This is a genomic window from Bradyrhizobium sp. UFLA06-06 (genome assembly GCF_054820065.1).
On sequence record NZ_JADFUD010000012.1, the window covers coordinates 1 to 22,303 of the forward strand.

Annotated in this window: 20 protein-coding genes; 15 read left to right on the top strand and 5 right to left on the bottom strand. The window is 65.5% G+C overall.

Annotated features, from left to right (window positions below; genetic code table 11):
- Positions 1-210: 210 nt before the first annotated feature.
- Together IF803_RS12800 and IF803_RS12805 are read right to left on the bottom strand one after the other, a co-directional pair.
- A complete protein-coding gene (locus IF803_RS12800) occupies positions 211-477 on the bottom strand; it encodes an HGGxSTG domain-containing protein (protein ID WP_461192363.1) in 267 nt (88 codons plus the stop codon).
- The gene (locus IF803_RS12805) at positions 474-1,136 is read right to left on the bottom strand and encodes a hypothetical protein (RefSeq protein ID WP_461192364.1); all 663 of its coding nucleotides are present in this window, start codon (positions 1,134-1,136) and stop codon (positions 474-476) included. Before IF803_RS12805 ends, IF803_RS12800 begins: the two co-directional genes overlap by 4 nt.
- A gap of 621 nt (positions 1,137-1,757) precedes the next feature.
- Here IF803_RS12805 and IF803_RS12810 point away from each other — a divergent pair.
- The 3 genes from IF803_RS12810 (at position 1,758) to IF803_RS12820 (ending at position 6,130) form a co-directional block, all read left to right on the top strand.
- Positions 1,758-4,079 carry a molybdopterin guanine dinucleotide-containing S/N-oxide reductase gene (locus tag IF803_RS12810; RefSeq protein ID WP_461192365.1) on the top strand — a complete coding sequence of 774 codons (2,322 nt, stop codon included), beginning with the start codon at positions 1,758-1,760 and terminating at the stop codon, positions 4,077-4,079.
- A gap of 104 nt (positions 4,080-4,183) precedes the next feature.
- Positions 4,184-5,227: an alpha/beta fold hydrolase gene (locus IF803_RS12815; RefSeq protein WP_461192366.1), complete on the top strand. Its 1,044-nt coding sequence runs from the start codon at positions 4,184-4,186 to the stop codon at positions 5,225-5,227.
- Between the two features lie 27 nt (positions 5,228-5,254).
- Positions 5,255-6,130, top strand: a complete 876-nt coding sequence (locus IF803_RS12820; protein WP_461192367.1) for a PhzF family phenazine biosynthesis protein — start codon at positions 5,255-5,257, stop codon at positions 6,128-6,130.
- A 47-nt stretch (positions 6,131-6,177) separates the two neighbouring features.
- Here IF803_RS12820 and IF803_RS12825 read toward each other — a convergent pair whose 3' ends face one another.
- Entirely contained in the window at positions 6,178-6,684 is a 507-nt protein-coding gene (locus IF803_RS12825; RefSeq protein WP_026193238.1) for a winged helix-turn-helix transcriptional regulator, read from the bottom strand.
- 206 nt (positions 6,685-6,890) lie between these two features.
- Between IF803_RS12825 and IF803_RS12830 the strand changes: the two genes are divergently transcribed.
- Genes IF803_RS12830 through IF803_RS12885 form a run of 12 tightly spaced genes read left to right on the top strand, consistent with a single transcriptional unit; the run spans position 6,891 to position 19,320 of the window.
- Positions 6,891-7,529 carry a DsbA family protein gene (locus IF803_RS12830; RefSeq protein ID WP_461192368.1) on the top strand — a complete coding sequence of 213 codons (639 nt, stop codon included), beginning with the start codon at positions 6,891-6,893 and terminating at the stop codon, positions 7,527-7,529.
- A gap of 59 nt (positions 7,530-7,588) precedes the next feature.
- Entirely contained in the window at positions 7,589-9,133 is a 1,545-nt protein-coding gene (locus IF803_RS12835; protein ID WP_461192369.1) for a class I adenylate-forming enzyme family protein, read from the top strand.
- A gap of 51 nt (positions 9,134-9,184) precedes the next feature.
- The gene (locus IF803_RS12840) at positions 9,185-9,922 is read left to right on the top strand and encodes an SDR family oxidoreductase (RefSeq protein WP_461192370.1); all 738 of its coding nucleotides are present in this window, start codon (positions 9,185-9,187) and stop codon (positions 9,920-9,922) included.
- Positions 9,923-9,934: 12 nt separating this feature from the next.
- A complete protein-coding gene (locus IF803_RS12845) occupies positions 9,935-11,116 on the top strand; it encodes an acyl-CoA dehydrogenase family protein (protein WP_461192371.1) in 1,182 nt (393 codons plus the stop codon).
- A 20-nt stretch (positions 11,117-11,136) separates the two neighbouring features.
- Positions 11,137-12,267 carry an acyl-CoA dehydrogenase family protein gene (locus tag IF803_RS12850; protein WP_461192372.1) on the top strand — a complete coding sequence of 377 codons (1,131 nt, stop codon included), beginning with the start codon at positions 11,137-11,139 and terminating at the stop codon, positions 12,265-12,267.
- Between the two features lie 15 nt (positions 12,268-12,282).
- The gene (locus IF803_RS12855; protein ID WP_461192373.1) at positions 12,283-13,470 is read left to right on the top strand and encodes an acetyl-CoA C-acyltransferase; all 1,188 of its coding nucleotides are present in this window, start codon (positions 12,283-12,285) and stop codon (positions 13,468-13,470) included.
- 21 nt (positions 13,471-13,491) lie between these two features.
- Complete coding sequence (locus IF803_RS12860; RefSeq protein WP_461192374.1) at positions 13,492-14,502, top strand: NAD(P)H-dependent flavin oxidoreductase; 1,011 nt, start codon at positions 13,492-13,494, stop codon at positions 14,500-14,502.
- A gap of 12 nt (positions 14,503-14,514) precedes the next feature.
- A complete protein-coding gene (locus tag IF803_RS12865) occupies positions 14,515-15,288 on the top strand; it encodes an enoyl-CoA hydratase-related protein (protein ID WP_461192375.1) in 774 nt (257 codons plus the stop codon).
- A 40-nt stretch (positions 15,289-15,328) separates the two neighbouring features.
- Positions 15,329-16,489 (top strand): iron-containing alcohol dehydrogenase, encoded by a 1,161-nt coding sequence (locus IF803_RS12870; RefSeq protein WP_461192376.1) that lies wholly within the window; start codon positions 15,329-15,331, stop codon positions 16,487-16,489.
- Positions 16,490-16,514: 25 nt separating this feature from the next.
- Complete coding sequence (locus IF803_RS12875; RefSeq protein ID WP_461192377.1) at positions 16,515-17,321, top strand: glutathione S-transferase family protein; 807 nt, start codon at positions 16,515-16,517, stop codon at positions 17,319-17,321.
- Positions 17,322-17,360: 39 nt separating this feature from the next.
- Entirely contained in the window at positions 17,361-18,062 is a 702-nt protein-coding gene (locus tag IF803_RS12880; protein ID WP_461192378.1) for an SDR family NAD(P)-dependent oxidoreductase, read from the top strand.
- A gap of 55 nt (positions 18,063-18,117) precedes the next feature.
- Positions 18,118-19,320 (top strand): ABC transporter substrate-binding protein, encoded by a 1,203-nt coding sequence (locus tag IF803_RS12885; protein WP_461192379.1) that lies wholly within the window; start codon positions 18,118-18,120, stop codon positions 19,318-19,320.
- 18 nt (positions 19,321-19,338) lie between these two features.
- Here the strand turns inward: IF803_RS12885 and IF803_RS12890 are convergent, their stop codons facing one another.
- Entirely contained in the window at positions 19,339-20,895 is a 1,557-nt protein-coding gene (locus IF803_RS12890) for a glucosamine inositolphosphorylceramide transferase family protein (protein ID WP_461192380.1), read from the bottom strand.
- Between the two features lie 15 nt (positions 20,896-20,910).
- Positions 20,911-22,101: a glycosyltransferase family 4 protein gene (locus IF803_RS12895; protein WP_304500373.1), complete on the bottom strand. Its 1,191-nt coding sequence runs from the start codon at positions 22,099-22,101 to the stop codon at positions 20,911-20,913.
- Positions 22,102-22,303: the final 202 nt, after the last annotated feature.

Consider the following 22,303-nt stretch of genomic DNA (forward strand, 5'->3'; position numbering starts at 1 on the left):
CACCCTAGAGTTCGTCGGCAGCGTCAGATGTGTATAAGAGACAGCCTTGAGCGCTCGCTGCTGCGATTGACCCGAATATGAATGCCGTTGCCAGTGCGATCTTCGCAATTTTCATTTGAACGTTTCCCTTGCTATCGGGCTGGTGTAACACGCCTCGAAGATCGACGTTCCCAAATGCCGTTCTTGCGCGCGGCCATTTGCGAAACGCAATCACTTCATCCCCTCCAGCATCCTCCGCACGTCCCCCAACAACGCCCGTATCTGCCGCCGCTCGGCGATCGCTTCCCGAGTGAACAGGCCGTGCTTGCGCGCGTTCCGGTTCGCCCGTGGCGCGCCGGATCCCTTTGCGCCACCGTGCATGCGGCAGCGCGTCTTGCCGTGCACCGCCGGCGCGCGGCACGCGCCGCCCGGGCGGGTCCTGGCGCCGCAGCGCGGGCTCGCCAGCATCGGGCCGGTCGTTTGGATGTGGCCGCTCATGCCAGGGCGTCCCGCCCGGCATCGGCGGAATTCCGCCGTCGCCTCGCGCCCGCAGCCTTCGGCGCATTCCGCGCCGCGGATGCCGGGCTGTTGTCGGACACGATCACGCTCGCATGCTGCGTCACGTTGCCGACGATGGCGTTGCCGCCGTCCTCGACCTTGACGTTCTGCACGGTGATGGCGGGCTCGCCATGGCTCCGGTGGCGGTTCAGCGCCTCGATCTGGGCGGGAAAGGTGCGGGCGAGCCGGCCCAATGCCCGCGCGGCGCTGTCGTGCTGGGCGAGGTCCTTGGCATGCGCGAGGTGATGGGCACATCGCATCGTCATCACATGAACCGACACCATCTGCGCCACCAGCATGGCCTCGACCGAATCCCGCGGACCGATGCTTCTCACCATCGAGATCATGAAGGCGAGGTGGACCTCGCAGGGCTTGCCGCCGCTCACGCTGGCCTTGACCAATTGCCGCAGGATGCCGTCCATCGCGTCGCGATCGGCCACGCCCAACGCGTTCGCCATCAGCTGTGCGCCGAGCTCGGGATCGGGATGGTCGATGGCAAAGCCGTGCGACGAGAATTTGATCCGCGGGGCTGCGGCAGCCTGGGTCTGGGCGGTTGCGGCGGGCATCGTCGGCACGGTGATTTCGGGTGCAGTATCCATGTCGGGTATTCCCTGGAACGCGCGCGGCACGTGCGCAGGCGATCGCTCGCTGCGGCAGCCGGTGCGATGTCAATTGTGGGGAGGGGTTCGGTCGCAAGTGCATCCGTCGCGCCCGCTGTTGCGGGCGAGGGGGCTTGCACGATTTCGGAATATTGGAAATGTATCCCTGATTTGCCCGACGCGTCAAGTGGCCTTGTCGGGCGCCGGGCAGCCGCCCGCTCCTTTGCATGGGGTTGTTTTCGATATTTTGGCGGCGCGGGCCTGCGGCGAGTAGGGCGATCGCATATGGCAGGGCAAAGCTTGGCGCTGCTATTTCCACATCGTCATGGCCGGGCTCGTCCCGGCCATCCACGTCTTTTCCACGCGGAAACCAAGACGTGGATGCCCGGCACAAGGCCGGGCATGACGAGTTTGTGGAGGGATCGAGCGCATATGCGACAGTCCTGCCTGCGGTGGCGAGTTCCGCCGCCGTCAGGGGTAGTCATGCCGGCAAGGCACGGTGCGGTCCGTGTTAGCGGGTACCGTGCGCCGATTGGATCATTATACTGGCGGGGAACGTTGCGACAGACTTGGGTTGCGACAGGCCCGCCGAGGCGCCGGCCTGCGGATGAAGGAGCATCGATGAGCGAGACCATTGGCCACCCCGATCCCGGCCTCGATCTGTCCGACGGTTTCAAGCCGCACACCTCGCATTGGGGCGTGTTCTCGGCGCGGCTCGGCAAGGCGGGTCTCGAAGTCAGGCCCTATGCCGCTGATCCCGATCCGAACGGCATCATCAACAATTTCCCCGGCGCGCTGCGCCACCAGGCGCGCATCGCGCAGCCCGCGATCCGCCGCGGATGGCTCGAGCGTGGGCCCGGTCCGGACGATCGCCGCGGCCGCGACGAATTCGTCTCGGTCAGCTGGGAGCAGGCGCTCGATCTGCTCGGCGGCGAGCTGACGCGGATCCGCGACACCATCGGCCCCGGCGCGGTGTTCGGCGGCTCCTACGGCTGGTCCAGCGCGGGCCGCTTCCACCACGCGCAGAGCCAGGTGCACCGCTTCCTCAACATCGCGATGGGTGGCTATGTCCGTTCGGTGAACACCTATTCCTCGGGCGCGTCCTCGGTGCTGCTGCCGCAGATCCTGACCGGCTACGAGGACATCACCAAGCGCAACGTGACCTGGGAGCAGATCGCGGCCGAAACCGACATCGTGCTGGCGTTCGGCGGCATGGCGCTGAAGAATTCGATGGTGGCCGGCGGCTCGATCAGCAAGCATGTCGAGCGCGGCGCCATGGAAGCCGCGCACCGGCGCGGCTGTCAGTTCATCCTGGTCAGCCCGCTGCGTGACGATCTTCCGGTCGAGGCCGGCGCCGAATGGCTGACGGCCACGCCCGGCACCGACACCGCGCTGATGCTTGGCATCGTCCACACGCTGGTCAGCGAAGGCCTGCACGATCAGGCCTTCCTCGATCGCTACACCGAGGGCTGGCCGGTGTTTTTGCGCTATCTCACCGGTGAGAGCGACGGTGTGCCCAAGAGCGCCGAATGGGCCGCGGCGATCTGCGGCATCGATGCCGGCACGATCAAGGCGCTCGCGCGGCGGCTCGCCGGCCGGCGTGCGCTGATCACCGTGTCGCATTCGCTGCAGCGCGCCGAGCATGGCGAGCAGCCGGTGTGGATGGGCATGGTGCTGGCGGCGGCGCTCGGCCAGATCGGCCTGCCCGGCGGCGGCTACGCCTATTCGCTCGGCGCGATCGGCTATTACGGCCGGCGCGTCAATGCGGTGCCGGGACCGACGCTGGGGCAGGGCCGCAACGGCGTCGCCGACTTCATTCCGGTGGCGCGCATCGCCGACATGCTGCTCAATCCCGGCACCAGCTATCGCTACAATGGCGAGACGCGGACCTATCCGGATATCCGCCTCGTCTATTGGGCCGGCGGCAATCCGTTCCACCATCACCAGGACCTCAACCGCCTGCGCAGGGCGTTCGCGCGGCTCGACACGCTGGTGGTGCACGAACTCGCCTGGACCGCCACCGCCCGCCACGCCGACATCGTGCTGCCCTCGACGATGACGCTGGAGCGCGAAGACATCGGCTATTCCAGCAACGATCCCTTGATGGTCGCGATGCACCGGATCGCCGAGCCGTTCGGCCTTGCCCGCGACGACTACGAGATCTTCGCCGACCTCGCCGAGCGGCTAGGGGCCCGCGAGCCCTTCACCGAGGGACGCACGTCGCAGCAATGGCTGGAACATCTCTATGAACCAACGCGTAAGGCGCTCGCCGCGCGCGGGCTCGAAGCGCCGAGCTTCGAGGAGTTCTGGGCGCGCGGCAGCCTGGTCGTGCCGCAGCATCTCGACGACGGCGGCTCGCTGCGTCGCTTCCGAGAAGACCCCGTCGCGCGGCCGCTGCCGACGCCGAGCGGCCGCATCGAGATCTTTTCGCGGAAGATCGCAGGCCATGGCGATGCGGATTGCCCGGGCCATCCGGTCTGGCTCGAGAAGACCGACACGCCGGCGCCGGGCGCGCCGTGCTTCCTCGTCGCCAACCAGCCGGTGACGCGTTTGCACAGCCAGCTCGACTTCGGCGGTCACTCGCTTGACGCCAAGCATCGCGGCCGCGAGGTTGCGCGCATGAATCCGCGCGACGCAACCGCGCGCGGCATCGCCGACGGCGATATCATCCGCGTCTTCAATGCGCGCGGCGCCTGCCTCGCCGCGGTGCATGTCACCGACGGCATCGCGCCCGGCGTGGTCCAGCTGCCGACCGGCGCCTGGTACGACCCGATGGACCCCGAGGAGGATGCGCCGCTCTGCGTGCACGGCAATCCGAACGTGCTGACGCGCGACATCGGCACGTCATCCTTCGCGCAGGGCTGCACCGGCCAGCTCACCAGCGTCGAGGTCGAGCGTTTCAACGGCAATCTGCCGCCGATCCGGGCGTTCGATCCGGCGTAATTTCGCGCGGAGATCACGAACAAATCATCGCTGGGCGCTGGATGGCGCCCACGCGTTCGGCTACGGCATCACGGAGATCGTCCCCGAGTTCTGGATTTGCTGAGATGCACCTGAAAGCCTTGTTTCACCTTGCCGTCGCTGCGACCGTCGCGCTCGGATCGTCCAACGCGTTGGCGCAATCGGCCGCCGAGCCGGCCTATGGACCGGAACTGCAGGGCTTCGACTATCCCTATCCGCTCGAGCATTATCGCTTCAGCTCGCAGGGGCAGGAGCTCGACATGGCCTATCTCGACGTCAAGCCGGCGACGCCGAACGGCCAGACCGCGGTGCTGCTGCACGGCAAGAATTTCTGTGCAGCGACCTGGGACGGCACCATCAAGGCGCTCAGCGGCGCCGGCTATCGCGTGATCGCGATGGACCAGATCGGCTTCTGCAAATCGAGCAAGCCGGAACGCTATCAGTTCACCTTCCAGCAGCTCGCCGGCAACAGCCGCGCGCTGCTCGCCTCGCTCGGGATCGCGCATTCGATCATGGTCGGCCACTCGACCGGCGGCATGCTGGCGATGCGCTATGCCCTGATGTATCCGGAGGCCACCGACCACCTGGTTCTGGTCGATCCGATCGGCCTGGAAGACTGGAAGGCCAAGGGCGTGCCGTGGCTCAGCCTCGACGGCTGGATGCAGCGCGAGACGCGCGTCACCGCGGACAGCATCCGCGCCTATGAGCGCGCCACCTATTACGCCGATACCTGGGATGCGTCCTACGAGACCTGGGTGCAGATGCTGGCCGGCATGTATCGCGGTCCGGGCCGCGCCGCCGTGGCGTCGAGCTCGGCGCGGCTCTACGACATGATCGCGACCCAGCCGGTGTTCTACGAATTCGAGCAGATCAAGCCGCCGACGCTGCTGTTTGTCGGCGACAAGGACACAACCGCGATCGGCAAGGACACCGCGCCGCCGGAGATTCGCAAGACGCTCGGCAATTATCCGGTGCTCGGCAAGGAGGCCGCCAAGCGGATTCCGCATGCGCAGCTGATCGAATTCCCTGACCTCGGCCATTCGCCGCAGATCCAGGCGCCGGCGCGCTTCCACGAGGCGCTGCTCGGCTGGCTGCAGCACCCGGAGACCGGCGCGACGCTGGTCAAGTAGCAGACGGCGAGACAGGCGAGCGACATCATGACGACAGCCGAACTGGTCAGCGTGTTCACGGTCGATGGGCAGGGCGGCAATCCCTGTCCGATCGTGGTGGATGCAAGCGGCATGAGCGCCGCCGAGATGCAGGATGTTGCGCGCCGCCACGGCCACGAGTCCGGTTTCGTGCTGCCGGCGCAGAGCGACGATTTCGACGTCACGTTCCGCTTCTTCGTTCCGAATCACGAAATGGAAATGTGCGGCCACGCGACCATCGGTGCGCTCTGGCTGCTTGCGCGCCAGGGAAAGCTGCCGGGCGATACGATGCGGATATCGACGCGCAGCGGTCCGGTCACCGGCTTCATCAGCCGTGATCGTCACGGCGAGCCCAACGTCGAGATCACCCAGCCGGCCGGGAAGACCGTTCCGCTCACCACGGGGCAACGCGATGACGTGCTCTGGGCGCTCGCGGTCGGGCCGCAAGCGATCGATGCGACAACACCGTGCAATGCCGTCACATCGCGGATCAAGACCCTGATCCCGATGCGCTCCCCCGAAGCGCTGAATGCGCTCGATCCCGCGATAGGGGACGTCGAGGCGGTCTGCGGCCGGATCGGATCGACCGGGCTCTATCCATTCGCCGTGATCGACCGAAAGGCTCGCCTGTTCGAGGCGCGGCAATTCCCGCGCTCATCCGGCTATCGGGAGGATGCCGCAACCGGCATTGCGGCCGCGGCGCTGGCGTTCGGCCTGCTCGACTATGGCTTGGTCGCTCCTGATGACGACGAGATCCGAATCCTGCAGGGCAGGGCGATGGGGCGGCTGTCCGAGATTCGCGTCCGCATCGGCTTCGCCGGCGGCCGTCCCGTCGGCTGCCTGCTTGGCGGCAATGTTGCGCTGATGGCTGCGCCGTCACACTGAGCAGCCGCCAGCGCAAGGCGAGCCGGCTTCGTAAACAGTATCCACGTCTAGTCAGCGGCGCGCCTGGCCCGCTCCTGCGCCTTGGCGTGCACCGGTGATGATTTCCGCGCGCCGGGGCCCGGATGCACGTGGACCGCCTTCGCGCTCAGCGGCTCGCCGCATTCCGAACAGACCATGACGGGATCGAACATCTTCTTGCAGGTCTTGTGTTCGTGCAGCATCGGCCGACCGCGCGAATCGACCATGTGGACGTTGCCCCAGTGCACGATCGACATGATGATCGGATAGAGGTCGAGCCCCTTCTGCGTCAGGATGTATTCGTAGCGCTTCGGTGCTTCCTGATAGGGAATCTTGCGCAGCACGCCGAACCGCACCAGCTTTTTCAGCCGGTCGGCAAGCAGATGCCGCGTGATCCCGAGCGACGCCTGGAAGTCATCGAACCTGCGGATGCGCAGGAAACATTCGCGCAGGACCAACAGGCTCCAGCGGTCGCCGATGACAGCCACCGTGCGGGCCACCGAGCACGGCTCCTCCTCGAGGGCATCCCATTTCATCAGCATCTCCTGCGGCCGGCGACGATATCGCTCAGCAAAATTCTAAAACAGAACTAACGTCATTTCAATAGGATGCCTAGCTTGGAGCCGTAGCTTGGTCATTGGATGACAAATATCATATTGACAGTTCTAAAATAGAACTTAAGGTCCCGGCTCGATCAACGCGGCGGCTGACGGCCGCTGGCAATCGAAGGGAAGGGCGTTCCATGGCTGCTCCGCTCAAGGTCGAATTCCATTTCGATTTCGGAAGTCCGAACGCCTATCTGGCGGAACTGGCGCTGCCTGACATCGAGAAGCGCACCGGCGTGAAATTCGACTACATCCCGGTGCTGCTCGGCGGCATCTACAAGGCGACCGGCAACATGTCGCCCGGCGAGTCGCTGCGCGGCATCAAGAACAAGCCGGAATATAACGCGCTCGAGACCGAGCGCTTCCTGCGCCGCCACAACATCACGACATTCAAGACCAACCCGTTCTTCCCGGTCAACACGCTGATGCTGATGCGCGGCGTCGTCGCTGCCGATTTCGAAGGGCAGTTCGAGCCGTACTTTCGCGCCGCCTATCACCACATGTGGTCCGAGCCCAAGAAGATGGACGATCCGCAGGTGTTTCGCGAAGCGTTCCTGTCTTCCGGCCTCGATATCGACCGCATCATCGCCCGCGCCCAGCAGGACGAGGTGAAGAAGAAGCTGATCGACAACACCAGCAACGCGGTGGCGCGCGGCTCGTTCGGCTCGCCGACCTTCTTTGTCGGCGACGAGATCTTCTTCGGCAAGGACAAGCTGCGCGAGGTCGAGGAGGAGATCGTCGCGCAACTGGCTGCGGGGCGGCGTAAGACCGCCTGAGCGGGAAAATTCCTCAAGACAACAAATCAGGCCCAAAGGGCTGTCACAGGGAGGTTTCAGTGCAGGCGTCGACCCAGTTTGAAGGAAGTGTGGAAGGCTTGCCGAACCGCATCCACGAGGTGATCGATCACCACGTCGGGGCGACGCCGGATCATCCGGCGCTGATCGATGACGAGATGCGGCTGACCTACCGCGAACTCGTCCGAACGGTCGGCGGCGTCGCCGAGGCGCTGCGGGCGCTCGGCATCCGCGCCGGCGACCGCATGATGATCGTGAGCGAGAATTCGATTCCGCTCGCCTGCCTGCTGCTGGCGGCGAGCCGGCTCGATGTCTGGTCCATCGTGGTCAATCCCCGGCTGTCGCCGCGTGAGCTCGACCAGATCAGGGATCACAGCGGCGCCCGCCGCGTGCTGTTGACCGCCGAGGTCTCGCAGGAGGCGGCGACGCATGCCGCGCGCTACGAGGCTGCCGTGCAGGATGTCGGCCCGCTCCGCGGCATCGCCGTCACCGGCCTGAACCTGGCAACGGTGGCGGAGCCGGTCGAGGCCGACGGCGCAAACCAGGTCGCGGTTCTCATCTACACCTCCGGCACCACGGGCACGCCAAAGGGCGTGATGCTGACCCATCGCAATCTGTTGTTCAGCGCCCGGGCGACGGCAAGCTTCCGCAAGATGGCGGCCGATGACGTGCAATATTGCGTGCTGCCGATCTCGCATATCGTCGGCATCTCGTTGCTGACCATGACCCTGATGATCGGCGCCACCGTGCGTCTGGTAGCGAAATACGATCCGGCCGCGCTGGTCAAGGCGATGACTGAAGAGGGCATCACGATCCTGAACGGCGTGCCCGCGACCTATCAGCGTCTGCTCGAATATCGGCGCAATGCCGGCCTGCCGAAGCTCGATCGCGGCCGGTTGCGGGTGATCTCGGTGGCCGGCGCGCCGCTCGACCTCGATCTCAAGTCACGGGTCGAGCAGGAGCTCGGGCTGCCGCTGCTCAACGGCTATGGCATCACCGAATGCTCGCCGGGTATCTCCGGCGTCCGGCCGGATAACCCGCGGGCCGACCATGCGGTGGGTACCGTCATGCCCGGCCTTGAGGCCAAGCTGGTCGGCCGCGACCTCAAGCCGGTTGCGGCAGGCGAAGTCGGCGAGCTGCATGTTCGCGGCCCCAACGTGATGCGCGGCTATTACCGCGCGCCCGACCTGACCGCCAAGGCGATCGATCCCGACGGCTGGTTCAACACCGGGGATCTGGCCCGCTTCGAGAATGATGCGCTCTACATCGTCGGGCGAACCAAGGAGATGATCATCCGCTCCGGGTTCAACGTCTATCCGGCCGAGATCGAAGCGGTGCTGAGCACGCACGACGCCGTGGTGCAGTGCGCCGTGGTCGGCCGGCCGGTCGAGGGCAATGAGGAGGTGGTCGCCTTTGTGCAGCTGATCAAGGGCTCGACCGCCACCGTACAGGACCTGATGGCGCATATTGCCCCGCAACTCACCTCGTACAAGCGTCCGTCGGAGATTATCCTGATGGACGCGCTGCCCGCGACATCGACGGGCAAGCTGCTGAAGCACAAGCTGGCGGAGTCGCTGCGCAGCTGAGGCTGAGCCGCCGCCGCGAGCCAGTTCACTCAAACAAGACCGGAGTACACCATGCAGAAGCGAAACAAGACGGTGGCCGTCATTGGTGCCGGCGATTTCATCGGCGGCGAGATCGCCAAGAAGTTCGCCTCCGAAGGCTTTACGGTCTTCGCCGGCCGCCGCAACGGCGACAAGCTGGCGCCGCTGGTCAAGGAGATCGAGGCCGCCGGCGGCGAGATCCATGCGCGCTCGCTCGATGCGCGCAAGGAGGAGGAGATCACGGCCTTCCTCAACGACGCCGACAAGCATGCGCCGCTTGAAGTTTGCATCTTCAACATCGGCGCCAATGTCAATTTCCCGATCCTCGAGACCACCGAGCGGGTGTTCCGCAAGGTCTGGGAGATGGCTTGCTACTCCGGCTTCCTGGCTGGTCGCGAGGCGGCGCGGCTGATGACGGCGCGTGCCGAGGGCAACATCTTCTTCACCGGCGCCACCGCGTCACTCCGCGGCGGCAGCGGCTATGCCGCCTTTGCCAGCGCCAAGTTCGGTTTGCGCGCCGTGGCGCAGGCGATGGCCCGCGAGCTGGGGCCGAAGAACATCCATGTCGCGCATCTGATCATCGATTCCGGCGTCGATACCGAATGGGTACGGCAGCGCCGCATCGAGGCGCTCGGCCCGAACGCGCTCGACAATCCCGATCTCTTGATGCCGCCGGCATCGGTCGCGGGCGCCTACTGGCAGCTCTATCAGCAGCCCAAAAGCGCCTGGACCTTTGAACTGGAAATCCGGCCCTTCGGCGAGAAGTGGTAGGGAGCACCGCAGATGGAGCTCGCGCTATCCCCTGAAGATGCGGCGTTCCGCGACGAGGTTCGCGCCTTCATCAAGGACAATTATCCAGCGGAGATGCGCGTCGCCAATCCGGAGACGGATCTCTCCAAGGAGCAGATGCTGCTGTGGCATCGCATCCTGCACGAGAAGGGCTGGATCGCGCCGCTCTGGCCCAGGGAATATGGCGGGCCCGGCTGGTCGATCACCCGCCGCTTCATCTTCGAGCAGGAGACGACGCGCGCCGGCACCATGCCGCCGCTGGCATTCAGCGTCACCATGGTCGGCCCGGTCATCTACACCTTCGGCAACGATGCGCAGAAAAGGAAATTCCTGCCGCGCATCCTGTCCGGCGAGGACTGGTGGTGCCAGGGCTATTCGGAGCCGGGCTCCGGCTCCGACCTCGCCACCGTGCGCACCAAGGCGGTGCGCGACGGCGACCATTACATCGTCAACGGCCACAAGACCTGGACTACGCTGGCGCAGCACGCCGACTGGATCTTCTGCCTGGTTCGTACCGATCCCGCGGCCAAGCCGCAGTCCGGCATTTCCTTCCTCTTGATCGACATGAAGTCGCCGGGCATCACCGCGCGCCCGATCATCACCATCGACGGCTCGCACGAGGTCAACGACGTCTTCCTGGAAAACGTGCGTGTCCCCGCCGCGAACCTGATCGGCGAGGAAAACAAGGGCTGGACCTACGCCAAATTCCTGCTCGGCAATGAGCGCACCAGCATGGCCGGCATCGGCCGTTCGACGCGCTATATCGAGCGGCTGAAGAAGATCGTGAAGGCCGAGATCCCGGAACACGATCCGGCGCATCTGGAGTTCATCAGGGACATCGCCCGCGTCGAGCTCGACGTGCTGGCGCTGGAGGCGACCGAACTCCGCGTCGTCGCCCAGATGGCGCGCGGCATCGACCCGGGACCGGCGGCCTCGCTGTTCAAGATCCGCGGCACCGAGATCTTCCAGGACATCACCGAGCTGACGCATCGGGCGATCGGCAATTACGGGCTTGCGATCCGCGAGCATCCGGTCAGCGCCAACCACTTCATGCCGGGCCCCGACTACGGCCACACCGCGTCGGAGAAATATCTGAACTCGCGCAAGCTCTCGATCTACGGCGGATCGAACGAGATCCAGCGCAACATCATCGCCAAGGCGGTGCTTGGACTCTAGCCACAAGCAACGAGGATCGGATGGATATCCAGTTCACGGAAGAGCAGGAATTGTTGCGGTCCAGCGTCCAGCGGCTGCTGCGCGACCAGTATGATTTCGACGCCCGCCGCAAGATCGTCGCGAGCGAAGAGGGTTTTGGCCGCAGGCAATGGGCCGAGTTCGCCGAGCTCGGCCTGCTCGCCGCGCCGTTCTCCGAAGCGGTCGGAGGGCTCGGCGGCGGGCCGCTGTCGACCATGATCATCATGCAGGAGTTCGGCCGCCATCTCGTGGTCGAGCCATTCGTCGAGACGGTCGTCGTGGCGGGCGGCTTGATCGAGCAGGCAGGTTCCGACGCGCAGAGGCAGGCGTTCATCGCCGACATCATCGCTGGCACGAAACTTTGGGCGCTGGCCTGGACCGAGAAGGGCTCGCGCTTCGATCTCGCCACCGTCACCACCACGGCGCGCCGCGACGGCAACGATTATGTGCTCACCGGCGAGAAGACGACGGTGATCGCCGCGCCGTGGGCGGATTATCTGATCGTCTCCGCGCGCACCTCGGGCCATCGCCACGATCGTGGCGGCGTCAGCCTGTTCGTGGTCGATCGCCGGGCGGCCAATCTCGACCTGCAAAGCTTCAGGACGATCGATGGCCGCAGGGCGGCCGAGGTCAGCCTGCGCGGCGTGCGCGCGGAATTGCTGGGCAGCGAAGGCGAGGGCGTCGCCGCGCTGGAGGCCTGCCGCAACCGCGCCATCGGCGCGCTCTGCGCCGAGGCGGTCGGCGCGATCGGCGAACTGAACGCTGCGACCCTGGACTATTCCAAGACGCGAAAGCAGTTCGGCGTCACGATCGGCAGCTTCCAGGTGCTGCAGCACCGGATGGTCGACATGTTCATCGCGCATCAGGAGGCGCTGTCGCTGATGCAGCATCTCAGCCTCAGTCTCAGCGACGATGAGGTCGGCGTCTCCCGGCTCGCCTCCGGGGCCAAGTCGAAGATCGGATATGCCGGCAAGTTCGTCGCCGATCAGGCGGTGCAGCTGCACGGCGGCATGGGCATGACCGACGAACTCAATGTCGGCCACTACTTCAAGCGGATTTCCTCCATCAACATCCAGTTCGGCGATCCCGCCTATCACGTGCTGCGCTATGCGCAGCTCGACGCGGCCGCCTGATTCAGAGAGGCAAGCATGTCACAGGATGCAGTCATCGTTTCCACCGCGCGCACCGGCGTCGGCAAGGCCTATCGCGGCGCGCTGAACAACACCGACGGCCCGACCCTCGCCGGTCATGTGATGGCCGAAGCCGTGAAGCGCGCCGGCATCGCGCCGGGCGAGGTCGAGGACGTGGTGATGGGCTGCGCGATGCAGCAGGGCACCATGGTGATGAACGTCGCGCGCAAGGGCGCCATCCGCGCCGGGCTGCCGGTGACGGTCGCCGGCACCACCATCGACCGGCAATGCGCCTCCGGCCTGCAGGCGATCGCGGTCGCCGCCCGCTCTGTCATGCTCGACGGCGTCGAGATCGCGATCGGCGGCGGCATCGAGTCGATCAGCCTGGTGCAGAACGAGCACATGAACAGGTTCCATGCCGTCGACGACGAGCTGATGGCAATGAAGCCCGAGATGTACATGTCGATGCTGGAGACCGCCGAGGTCGTCGCCGAGCGCTATGGGATCGGCCGCGACAAGCAGGACGAATACAGCCTTGAATGCCAGCGCCGCGTCGGCGCCGCGCTGCAGGGCGGCCGCTTCAACGACGAGATCGTGCCGATCACGACCAAAATGGCCGTGGTCAACAAGGACACCAGGGAAGTCAGCTACCAGCAGGTGACGCTGGCGAAGGATGAGGGCCCGCGGCCGGATACCACGGCGGATGGGCTCGCCAAGATCAAGCCGGTGTTCGAGGGCAAGACCATCAGCGCCGGCAACGCCAGCCAGCTCTCGGATGGCGCATCGGCCTGCGTGATCATGAGCGACAAGGTTGCCGCGCAGAAGGGGCTGAAGCCGCTCGGCATCTTCCGCGGTTTCGTCGCCGCCGGCGTCGAGCCGGACGAGATGGGCGTCGGCCCGGTTGCCGCGATCCCGCGGCTGTTGAGGCGGCATAACCTCAAGATCGACGACATCGATCTCTGGGAGCTCAACGAGGCCTATGCCGTGCAGGTGATCTATTGCCGCGACAAGCTCGGCATCGATCCGGACAAGCTCAACGTCAATGGCGGCTCGATCGCGATCGGCCATCCCTACGGCATGACCGGGGCGCGGCTTACCGGCCACCTCTTGATCGAGGGCCGGCGGCGCAAGGCGAAATACGGCGTCGTCACCATGTGCATCGGCGGCGGCATGGGCGCGGCGGGCCTGTTTGAAATCGTCCACTGAGCGGCAACGCGGGAGAGACTTGTGAAGACAGCAATCACTGAACTGTTCGGCATCCAGCATCCGATCATCCAGGGCGGCATGCACTATGTCGGCTTCGCCGAGATGGCGGCGGCGGTGTCCAATGCCGGCGGCCTCGGGATCATCACCGGCCTGACCCAGCGGACGCCGGAGCTGCTGGCCAAGGAGATCGCGCGCTGCCGCGATATGACCGACAAGCCGATCGGCGTGAACCTCACCTTCCTGCCGAGCTTCACCGCGCCGCCCTATCCGGAATACATCGCAGCGATCCGCGAGGGCGGCGTCAAGGCGGTGGAGACCGCGGGCCGCAGCCCGGAGCAGTACATGCCGGCGCTGAAGGCGGCCGGCATCAAGGTGATCCACAAATGCACCTCGGTGCGGCATTCGCTGAAGGCCGAGAAGATCGGCTGCGACGCGGTCAGCGTCGACGGCTTCGAGTGCGGCGGCCACCCCGGCGAGGACGACATCCCGAACATGATCCTGCTGCCGCGTGCGGCGGACGAATTGAAGATCCCGTTCGTCGCCTCGGGCGGCATGGCCGACGCGCGCAGCCTTGTCGCCGCGCTGTCGATGGGCGCTGCCGGCATGAACATGGGCACGCGCTTCATCGCGACCGAGGAAGCACCGGTTCATCCCAATGTGAAGCAGGCGCTGCTCGACGCCGACGAGCTCGATACGCGCCTCGTCATGCGCGCGCTGCGCAACACCGAGCGGGTGCTGAAGAACAAGGGCGTCGACGAGCTGCTCGAGATCGAGCGCGAGAAGGGCGCCAGGCTGAAGATCGAGGATATCCACGAGCAGGTCGCCGGCGTCTATCCGAAGGTGATGATCGACGGCGAGATGGATGCCGGCGCCTGGAGCTGCGGCATGGTGGTCGGCCTGATCAATGACATCCCGACCGTCAAGGAGCTGATCGACCGCATCATGGCTGAAGCCGAAGCGATCATCCGGCAGCGGTTGACCGGCTTCCTCGACGGCAAATTCGAAACCACTCCGGCCCGCGCGGTCGCCTGACGGGAGAGTGCCATGACCGAGCATGTCAAGGTTGAGATCGCCGCCGGCGTCATGACGCTGACGTTGCAGCGGCCGGAAAAGAAGAACGCGCTGACCGGCGCGATGTACAATGTCATGTCCGCGGCGCTCAAGCAGGTGGAGGCGGATGCCTCCGTCCGGGTGATCCTGTTCCAGGGCGACGGCGACAGCTTCACCGCGGGCAATGATCTGGCTGACTTCGCAAGCCAGGCGCGCGGTGAAAGCGCTGTCGACAGTCCGGCCCACACTTTCATCGAAACCATCAGCAAGGTCGGCAAGCCGATCGTCGCGGCGGTGCAGGGCAATGCGGTCGGCGTCGGCACCACCATGCTGCTGCATTGCGACTTGGTCTATCTCGCCGAGAACGCGCGGCTGATCACGCCGTTCGTCAACCTCGCGCTGGTTCCGGAAGCGGCGTCGAGCTGGCTGCTTCCCTTAAGGATCGGGCATGCGCGCGCCTATGCGATGTTCGCGCTCGGCGAACCGATGGACGCGCAGGGCGCGCTGGCATCGGGTCTCGCCAACGCCGTGGTGCCGCAGGCCGATCTGCGCAAGAGGGCGCATGACGCGGCGGTCGCGCTGACCAGGCGGCCGGCGGGGTCGCTCAGCATGACCAAGAAGCTGATGCGCGAGCAGCAGAAGATCGCGGCGCAGATCGCCGAGGAAGGCGTGTTGTTCAAGGAGCGGCTGACGACGCCCGAGGCGCGCGAGGCCTTTGCCGCCTTCGCGGAACGGCGGCAGCCTGATTTCACCAAGCTGTCGGCCTGACCGACAGCGGAACTCACGGACACATCGAGGGAGTGAAAGCATGCGCGTCACCGGCAGCCATCAATACCCGACCATGGAATCCGTGATCTACGGCAGGCCGGCAGCCGAAGCGCTGCGCGAGGAGGCCGAGCGGCTGGGCGCGAGGCGCGTCTACCTGATCGCCAGCCGGACGTTGAACACCACGACCGACGAGATCGAGAAAATCCGTCAAGCCCTCGGCGACCGCCATGCCGCGACCTTCGACGGCGTGCCGCAGCACACGACGAGGGATGTCGTGACGCAGATCGCGCGGCAGGCCAGCGAGGCCAAGGCGGACCTCGTGGTCGCGATCGGCGGCGGCTCGGTGGTCGATGCGGCGAAGATCGTGCTGATGTGCATCGAGCACGCGATCTTCAAGCCGGATGGCCTCGACGGCTTCGAGACCACGCCGGACCGCCGCTTCGGGCCATTCCGGTCGCCGAAGGTCCGGATGATCGCGATCCCCAGCACGCTGTCCGGCGGCGAATACAATTCCGGCGCGCTGGTCACCGATACCGGCCGCAAGCTGAAGCAGATCTTCAACCATCCGATGATGATGCCGCGCAGCATCATCCTCGATCCCGCGATCACGAAATATACGCCCGAGAAGCTCTGGCTCGGTTCCGGCACGCGGGCGATGGATCACGGCATCGAGGCGATCTGCTCCAGCCGCCCCAATGTGCTGGTCGATGCGGTGTGCCAGCAGGGGCTGCGCTATCTGCATGACGGCCTGCTGCGCACCAAGGCCCACCCCGACGACGCGGCGGCGCGGCTGAGCTGCCAGCTCGGCTCCTGGCTGTCGGCGTTCGGATTGCAGTCGCGGGTGCCGATGGGCGCCAGTCACGCTATCGGCCACGTGCTCGGCGGCACCTGCGATGTGCCGCATTATTTCTGCACGGCGGTGATGATGCCGAGCGTGCTCCGCTATAACCGCCCGGCGACGGAAGCCGCACAGCAATCGATTGCCGCCGCGCTCGGCGCGCCGGGGCGTGACGCCGGCGAAGCCTTCGCGGCGTTCATCGCGGAACTCGGCCTGCCGCGCCGGCTTGCCGATGTCGGCGTCGGCGAAGATCGGTTTGAGCTGATCGGCCGGAACGCCATGCTGTCGATCTTCACGCGGGCCAACCCGCAGCCGATCCGCGAACCCGCCGACGTCGTCAAGATCCTGAAGCTGGCCGCCTGAGGCATTAGCACCGGAGCAGTCCACCATGGCCGCCTTGCGCATCTTCTCCTATCTGCCGAACCCGCGCGTCTGGAAGGCAACCATCGCGGCGCGGTTCTGCGGTGTCGATGTCGAGGTCAGGGGCGCCTCGGGCAAGGAGTTGCGCGACTGGTTGTGGGACTATGATGCCCGTCCGCTGGCGGAGCATGAGCGCGCCTCGCTGTCGTCGCTGGCACGGACCGGGCGGGTCGGACTGACCGGCGCGCAGCTCTTCAAGACCGACGCGTTCATGGCGGCACAGCCGTTCGGCAATGTGCCGGCGGCGTTCGGCGCCGACGGCAAGGTCGGCATCTTCGAATCGAACAGCATCATGCGCGCGGTGGCGCGGCTCGGCGAGGCAGCGTTCCCGCTCTACGGGCGCGACGCCTATGAGGCGTCGAGGATCGACAGTTTTCTCGATGTCAGCCTGGTGTTTGCGCGGGACTCGCAAATCTATCTGCTGGCTCTCTCGGGCGGCACCGTCGATGCGGCCATTCACGCGCGCGCAAAGGATGCGTTCGCGATTTATGCCTCGGGGATCGAGCAGGCGCTGTCGCCCCGGCGGGAGGCGCTGGTCGGGAACGGCATCTCGATTGCCGACATCTGCTTTGCCGCTGAACTCGCGCTGTTCATGAACGAACACGCGCGGGCCGAGCAGCTGCACAAGCAGGGATTGGCGAAAATTCTGCACCCGGGTGTGCAGGATGAGTATCCGCTGATGTTTACCCACTTTGACCGCCTGATCGCGCACGAGCATGTCAGGCCGGACCTCAAGCCTTACGTCGAGAAGCTGCTGTCGAAGGCGGCCGCCTGACCATGAAGGCGATAGGCCGCAATGCGGAGGGTTGATCGCATGACCGTACCTGTCTGTCTGATATCCGGCGTCGGGCCCGGCACCGGTTCGGCGCTCGCCCGGAGATTCACCGAGGGTGGCTACCGCGTCGCGCTGCTCGCAAGGAACGAGGAGCGTCTTGCCGCGCTCGAAAAGCAGCTGTCTGGCGCAAAGGCCTATCGGTGCGATGTGTCCGATCCTGCGCAGGTCGAGGCGGTGGCCTCCACCGTGGAGCGCGATCTCGGCAATCCCGCCGTGGTCATTCATAACGCCGTCGGCGGGGCGTTCGGCACCTTCCGCGAGATCGATCCGGAGATTCTCAATCGCAACTTCCAGGTCAACACGATGGGACTGTTGTACCTGGCAAGGCGGTTCGCCCCGGCGATGATCGATGCGGGCAAGGGCGCCATCGTCGCGACCGGCAACACCTCGGCGTTGCGCGGCAAGGCCGGCTTCGCGGGGTTCGCGCCGACCAAGGCAGCGCAGCGGATTCTCGCCGAGGCGATGGCCCGCGATCTCGGGCCGCAAGGCGTGCACGTCGCCTATCTCGTGATCGATGCCGTGATCGATCTGGAGTGGACGCGGAAGCGCTGGCCGGATCGGCCGGACGACTTCTTCATCAAGCCGAAAGCGATCGCGGACGAGGTCTGGCACGTCGCCCATCAGGATCGCAGCGCGTGGTCGTTCAATGTCGAGATCAGGCCGTTCGGCGAAGCCTGGTAGCGCCGCGCGGCGGTTGCAGGAACAGTTCAATTCATAAAAGCTCAGGAGGAATTTCATGCTGTTGAAGACGTTTGCCGTGTCCGTTGCGATGCTCGCGGCGCTTGCCGCAGCTCCGGTCCGCGCCGAAACGCCGGGGGTGTCGGAGTCGGAAATCAAGGTCGGAGCGACGTTCCCGTTCAGCGGCCCGGCGTCGCCGCTCAGCAATACCGGCAGGGGCCTGATCGCCTACGTCCATTCCGTCAATGACCGCGGCGGCGTCAACGGCCGCAAGATCAACCTCATCACCTATGACGATGCTTACACGCCGCCCAAGGCCGTGGAGCAGACCCGCAAGCTGATCGAGAGCGACGAGGTGGCGTTCCTGTTCAGCCCGCTCGGCACGCCCGGCATCGGCGCGACCATCAAATACGTCACTGCGAAGAAGGTGCCGCATCTATTCGTCGTCAGCGGCGCGACCAAGTTTGCGAACTTCACCGAGTTTCCGCTGACCACCACGGGGCTGCCGAGCTACAACACCGAAGGAAAGATCTACGCAAAATACATCACGCAGACGGCGCCCGATGCGAAGATCGCGATCCTCTACCAGAACGACGATCTCGGCCGCGATTTCGTGGCCGCGTTCAAGGAGGTGCTGAAGGCCGATTTCGACAGGAAGGTGGTGACGTCGCCCTATGAGGTCACCGAGCCGACGATCGAATCCCGCGTGGTGACGCTGAAGGCGTCGGGTGCGCAGGCGTTCCTGATCGCCGGCACGCCGAAATTCGCGGCCCAGGCGATCAAGAAGGCGAACGAGATCGGCTGGTCGCCGCTGACCATCGTCAACTATGTGTCGAGCTCGGTCTCCGCGACCATCGTGCCGGCGGGAGCGGACAAGGCGGTGGGCGTTGTCGTGGCGACCGTCACCAAGGATCCGAACGACAAGAAGTGGGCCGACGATCCCGGCATGAAATGGTATCGCGCCCATTTCGAGAAGTATCTTCCCGGCGCCGACATCGGCGACAACAATTATCTGTTCGGCACCCAGCAGGGCCAGATCCTGGAGCAGGTGCTGAAGCAGTGCGGCGACGACCTGTCGCGCGAGAACATCGTCAAGCAGGCGCGCAACATCAGGGGGCTCGTGCTGCCGACCCTGATGCCGGGCATCACCATCAACACAGGCCCGGACAACAGCATGGCCTATACGCAGCTTCAGCTGCAACGCTGGACCGGAAGCTCATGGGAGCAGTTCGGCGGCGTGCTGAGTGCCGACCTGAACTGAGCCGGGTCGACCGAGGCGCTAGTGGAGCCGTCGCGCGATCGGCTTCGCCAGCGCGCTTTGCCACTCCCGCTGCGCCGACCGGTCGCTTGACCGCAGGCTGTTCAGCAACGCCGTGGTCTTCGGCTGGACCCGCGAGCCGTCGATCACCTCGAGCTGGCCGCAGCGGTTGAGCGTGTGCAGCTTGCGTCCGGTCCACAGCGGCCCGGGCTTGAGCAGATGGCGCACGGCCTGCCGGTAGGTCGTCGGCGACAGTTCGAGCACTTCCGCAAGTCCGAGCGCCGCCCCGTATCCGTTGGTGCAGTCCTGCACCGGCCGCCACAGCTTGCCGTTGATGGTTACGAAATTGCCGGCCGGCCGCGTCGTCGCGCGATCCATCAGGATCGGATTGCTTGCATGCGGCCGCCAGGGGCCGAACAACTGCTCGGCGTAATAGATCGCCAGCGTGTCGGAATATCCGCCGGTGCCGTCGCGCCAGGCACCGAACATGTAGTAGAGGCCGTCATGCTGCGTGATGGTCGCGTCGGCGAGTTCGAGCCCGGACAGCAGCGTGCCTTGCCGTTCCCACTTGTCGGGAAAGCGCACGCATTTGTAGATCGGGACATCCCGATGCGCGGTGCTTTCCGGGATCATCCACAGTTCGCCGTTGCTCTCGATCAGGAACGGGTAGGACAGGTGCCAGGGCTCTTCGAGCACAGGCAGCACGGTGCCGACCGGTCCCTTGCCGTCGAATTCGATCGCGGAGATGATGCCCTTGCCAGTCCGGTGGTCGAGGTCCTCGAAGAACACGAAGGTCCTGCCCTGCCACTTCACCGGGACGGGATCGGCATAGAAGTGATTGCCGGGATCGCCGAGCACGTTCCAGGCAGGTCCCGACAGGTCGCCGGTCCGCCAGACATCCGCGTTCTCGGCATAGCGCCATCCGATATGCCAATGCGGCGCGTAGCAGCAGAGACGGTAGATTTCCTTCGCGATCGAGGTCGCGACGCCGCGCAGGACAAAGGGCGCGGGATTTCGCGGCGCGCTGCCGGCCGCCGGCGCAGCCAATTGCGGGACCAGCCGCGGAGCCCCCGACAGGATCGGCGGCAGCATGGACAAGGTGCGCGCCATCACCGTTTCGAGCCCGCCGCTCAGGCCGGCGGCGATTTCCGCCGAGGGATGGCCGCGGTCCATCACCATGCCGTCGAGCTCGTTGACGATTTCAATCACCGGCAGGTCGCCGGCGAGAATGGCGGCCAGTGCGGCGGCTTCGCCCGCCTGTCCGTTGAAGCGGGCACGGAGATAGAGCCTGGCGGAGCAGTTCGGGTCCCGCGCGGCCGTGGTGAAGTCGACCACCACATCGGGGTTGCCCATGCGCGGCCGTTCCGCAATGGTCTTCAGCCTGTCGGCGTCGCCCGCCTTGCCCTTGCGCAGCACGATGCGTTCGAGTTCGAACAGCATGTCGAGGCCGGCGGGCCTCGGCCCCGGTGTCGCGGTCCAGGCGATTTGAACGGGAATATCTTGATCGCTGACGCGCAGCGTCTCGCGACGCATCCAGAGTCGCGCCTGCGCGCGATCGCAGCGAAACTCGATAATCATGTCCAGTCCAATTTCCTAGTGCGCGTCCACTCCCACGGCATTGCCGAGAATGCGGACGTATTCCTCTATCATGGCATCCAACGAATAACGCGACTTCAGGCCCACGGCACTTTGCCGCAGCTGGTCGCTCAACAAACGATCGGTCAGGACTTTCGCCACGGCGGCCGAAAACTCGGCCTCGTTCGCAGCGTCAACGAACACCGCGGCAGGCTGTCCCTGGTAGGACAGCACCTCGCGCAGCACGGGCAGATCGTTGACGACGCAGGGAATGCCGGCGCTCGCGGCTTCCACCGCGGCGAGGCCGAAGGTTTCGGCCTGCGTCGGAAATACGAAGACGTCGAGGCACGCCAGGAAATCGGCCATCTGGCGCGGTGGAATCTCGCCGATGAAGTGCAGCCGGTCCGAGACTTTCAACTCGCTCGCCAGGGCTCGCAGCCGTTCCTCATCCGCGCCTTGTCCGGCGAGGGCAAGATGCCAGGACTGGTCGGAGGCCAGCAGGCGAATTGCCGCATCGAGCCGCTTGTGTGGATGCAGCCTTGCCGCGCAGCCGAGCAGCGTGCGATCCGGCGGCAGCTTGAACCGCTGCCGCGCGACGTCCTTCGGCAGGCTGCGCGACTTGTCGTCGAAGCCATGCGGGACGTGCGTCATGCGCGAGCGATAGGGCGCAGGATAGCGGGCGTATTCACGTTCCATGTCGCGCGAATTCAGCGTGATGCACTGAAAGAAGCCGGTCGAGCCCATGATGATGTCGGCGGCGCGCACCGGCATGCTCATCGACATCGCCGAGGACACCTGGTTGGCGATGACAGGAGCGCGGCTGACGAGGCGTGACACGCCTCCGCCGATCACATTGCCGAAGTGCTGGAAGGTCAGCACGACATCGGGCCTGAGGGTCCTGAGATGACCGGCGAGCGTCCACAGCATCCGCAGCAGCGCCAGCGGATTTCCCGGGCGGCTCGGCGCGCAATAGAATGTATTGGGCGGCTCGTCGAACGAATCCGATTTGCGGAAGAAGAACAGGTTGGCGACGTCATAGCCGCGCGCGGTGAGGCCCGCGCCGACCAGCCGCGATATCTCCTGCGCGCCGGCGTTCTCGGCCTGGGTCTGTACCAGGACGACACGCAGCTTTGGCTTGCTCTCGTTCGATTGATTGCGTGATGCGGTCGATGCCTCGCGCAATTCTGTGCTTGGCCTGTAATGGAGCACGGCTTCCTCACCCGTCGAAGGAGTGGAGACGGCTCCCTCGCTCTTGCGCGCGTGCTTATCACGCGAAGCGCGCTCGTACACCGAGTAGCGCGTGTTGAGGTTACTGCTCATTTAGTGCGGTCAGACATCGCCAGCAATCGAGAGCCATTGTCTCACACAAAGGGTACAGCCGGCTCGTTAACTAATTGGTTACGGCCGCATC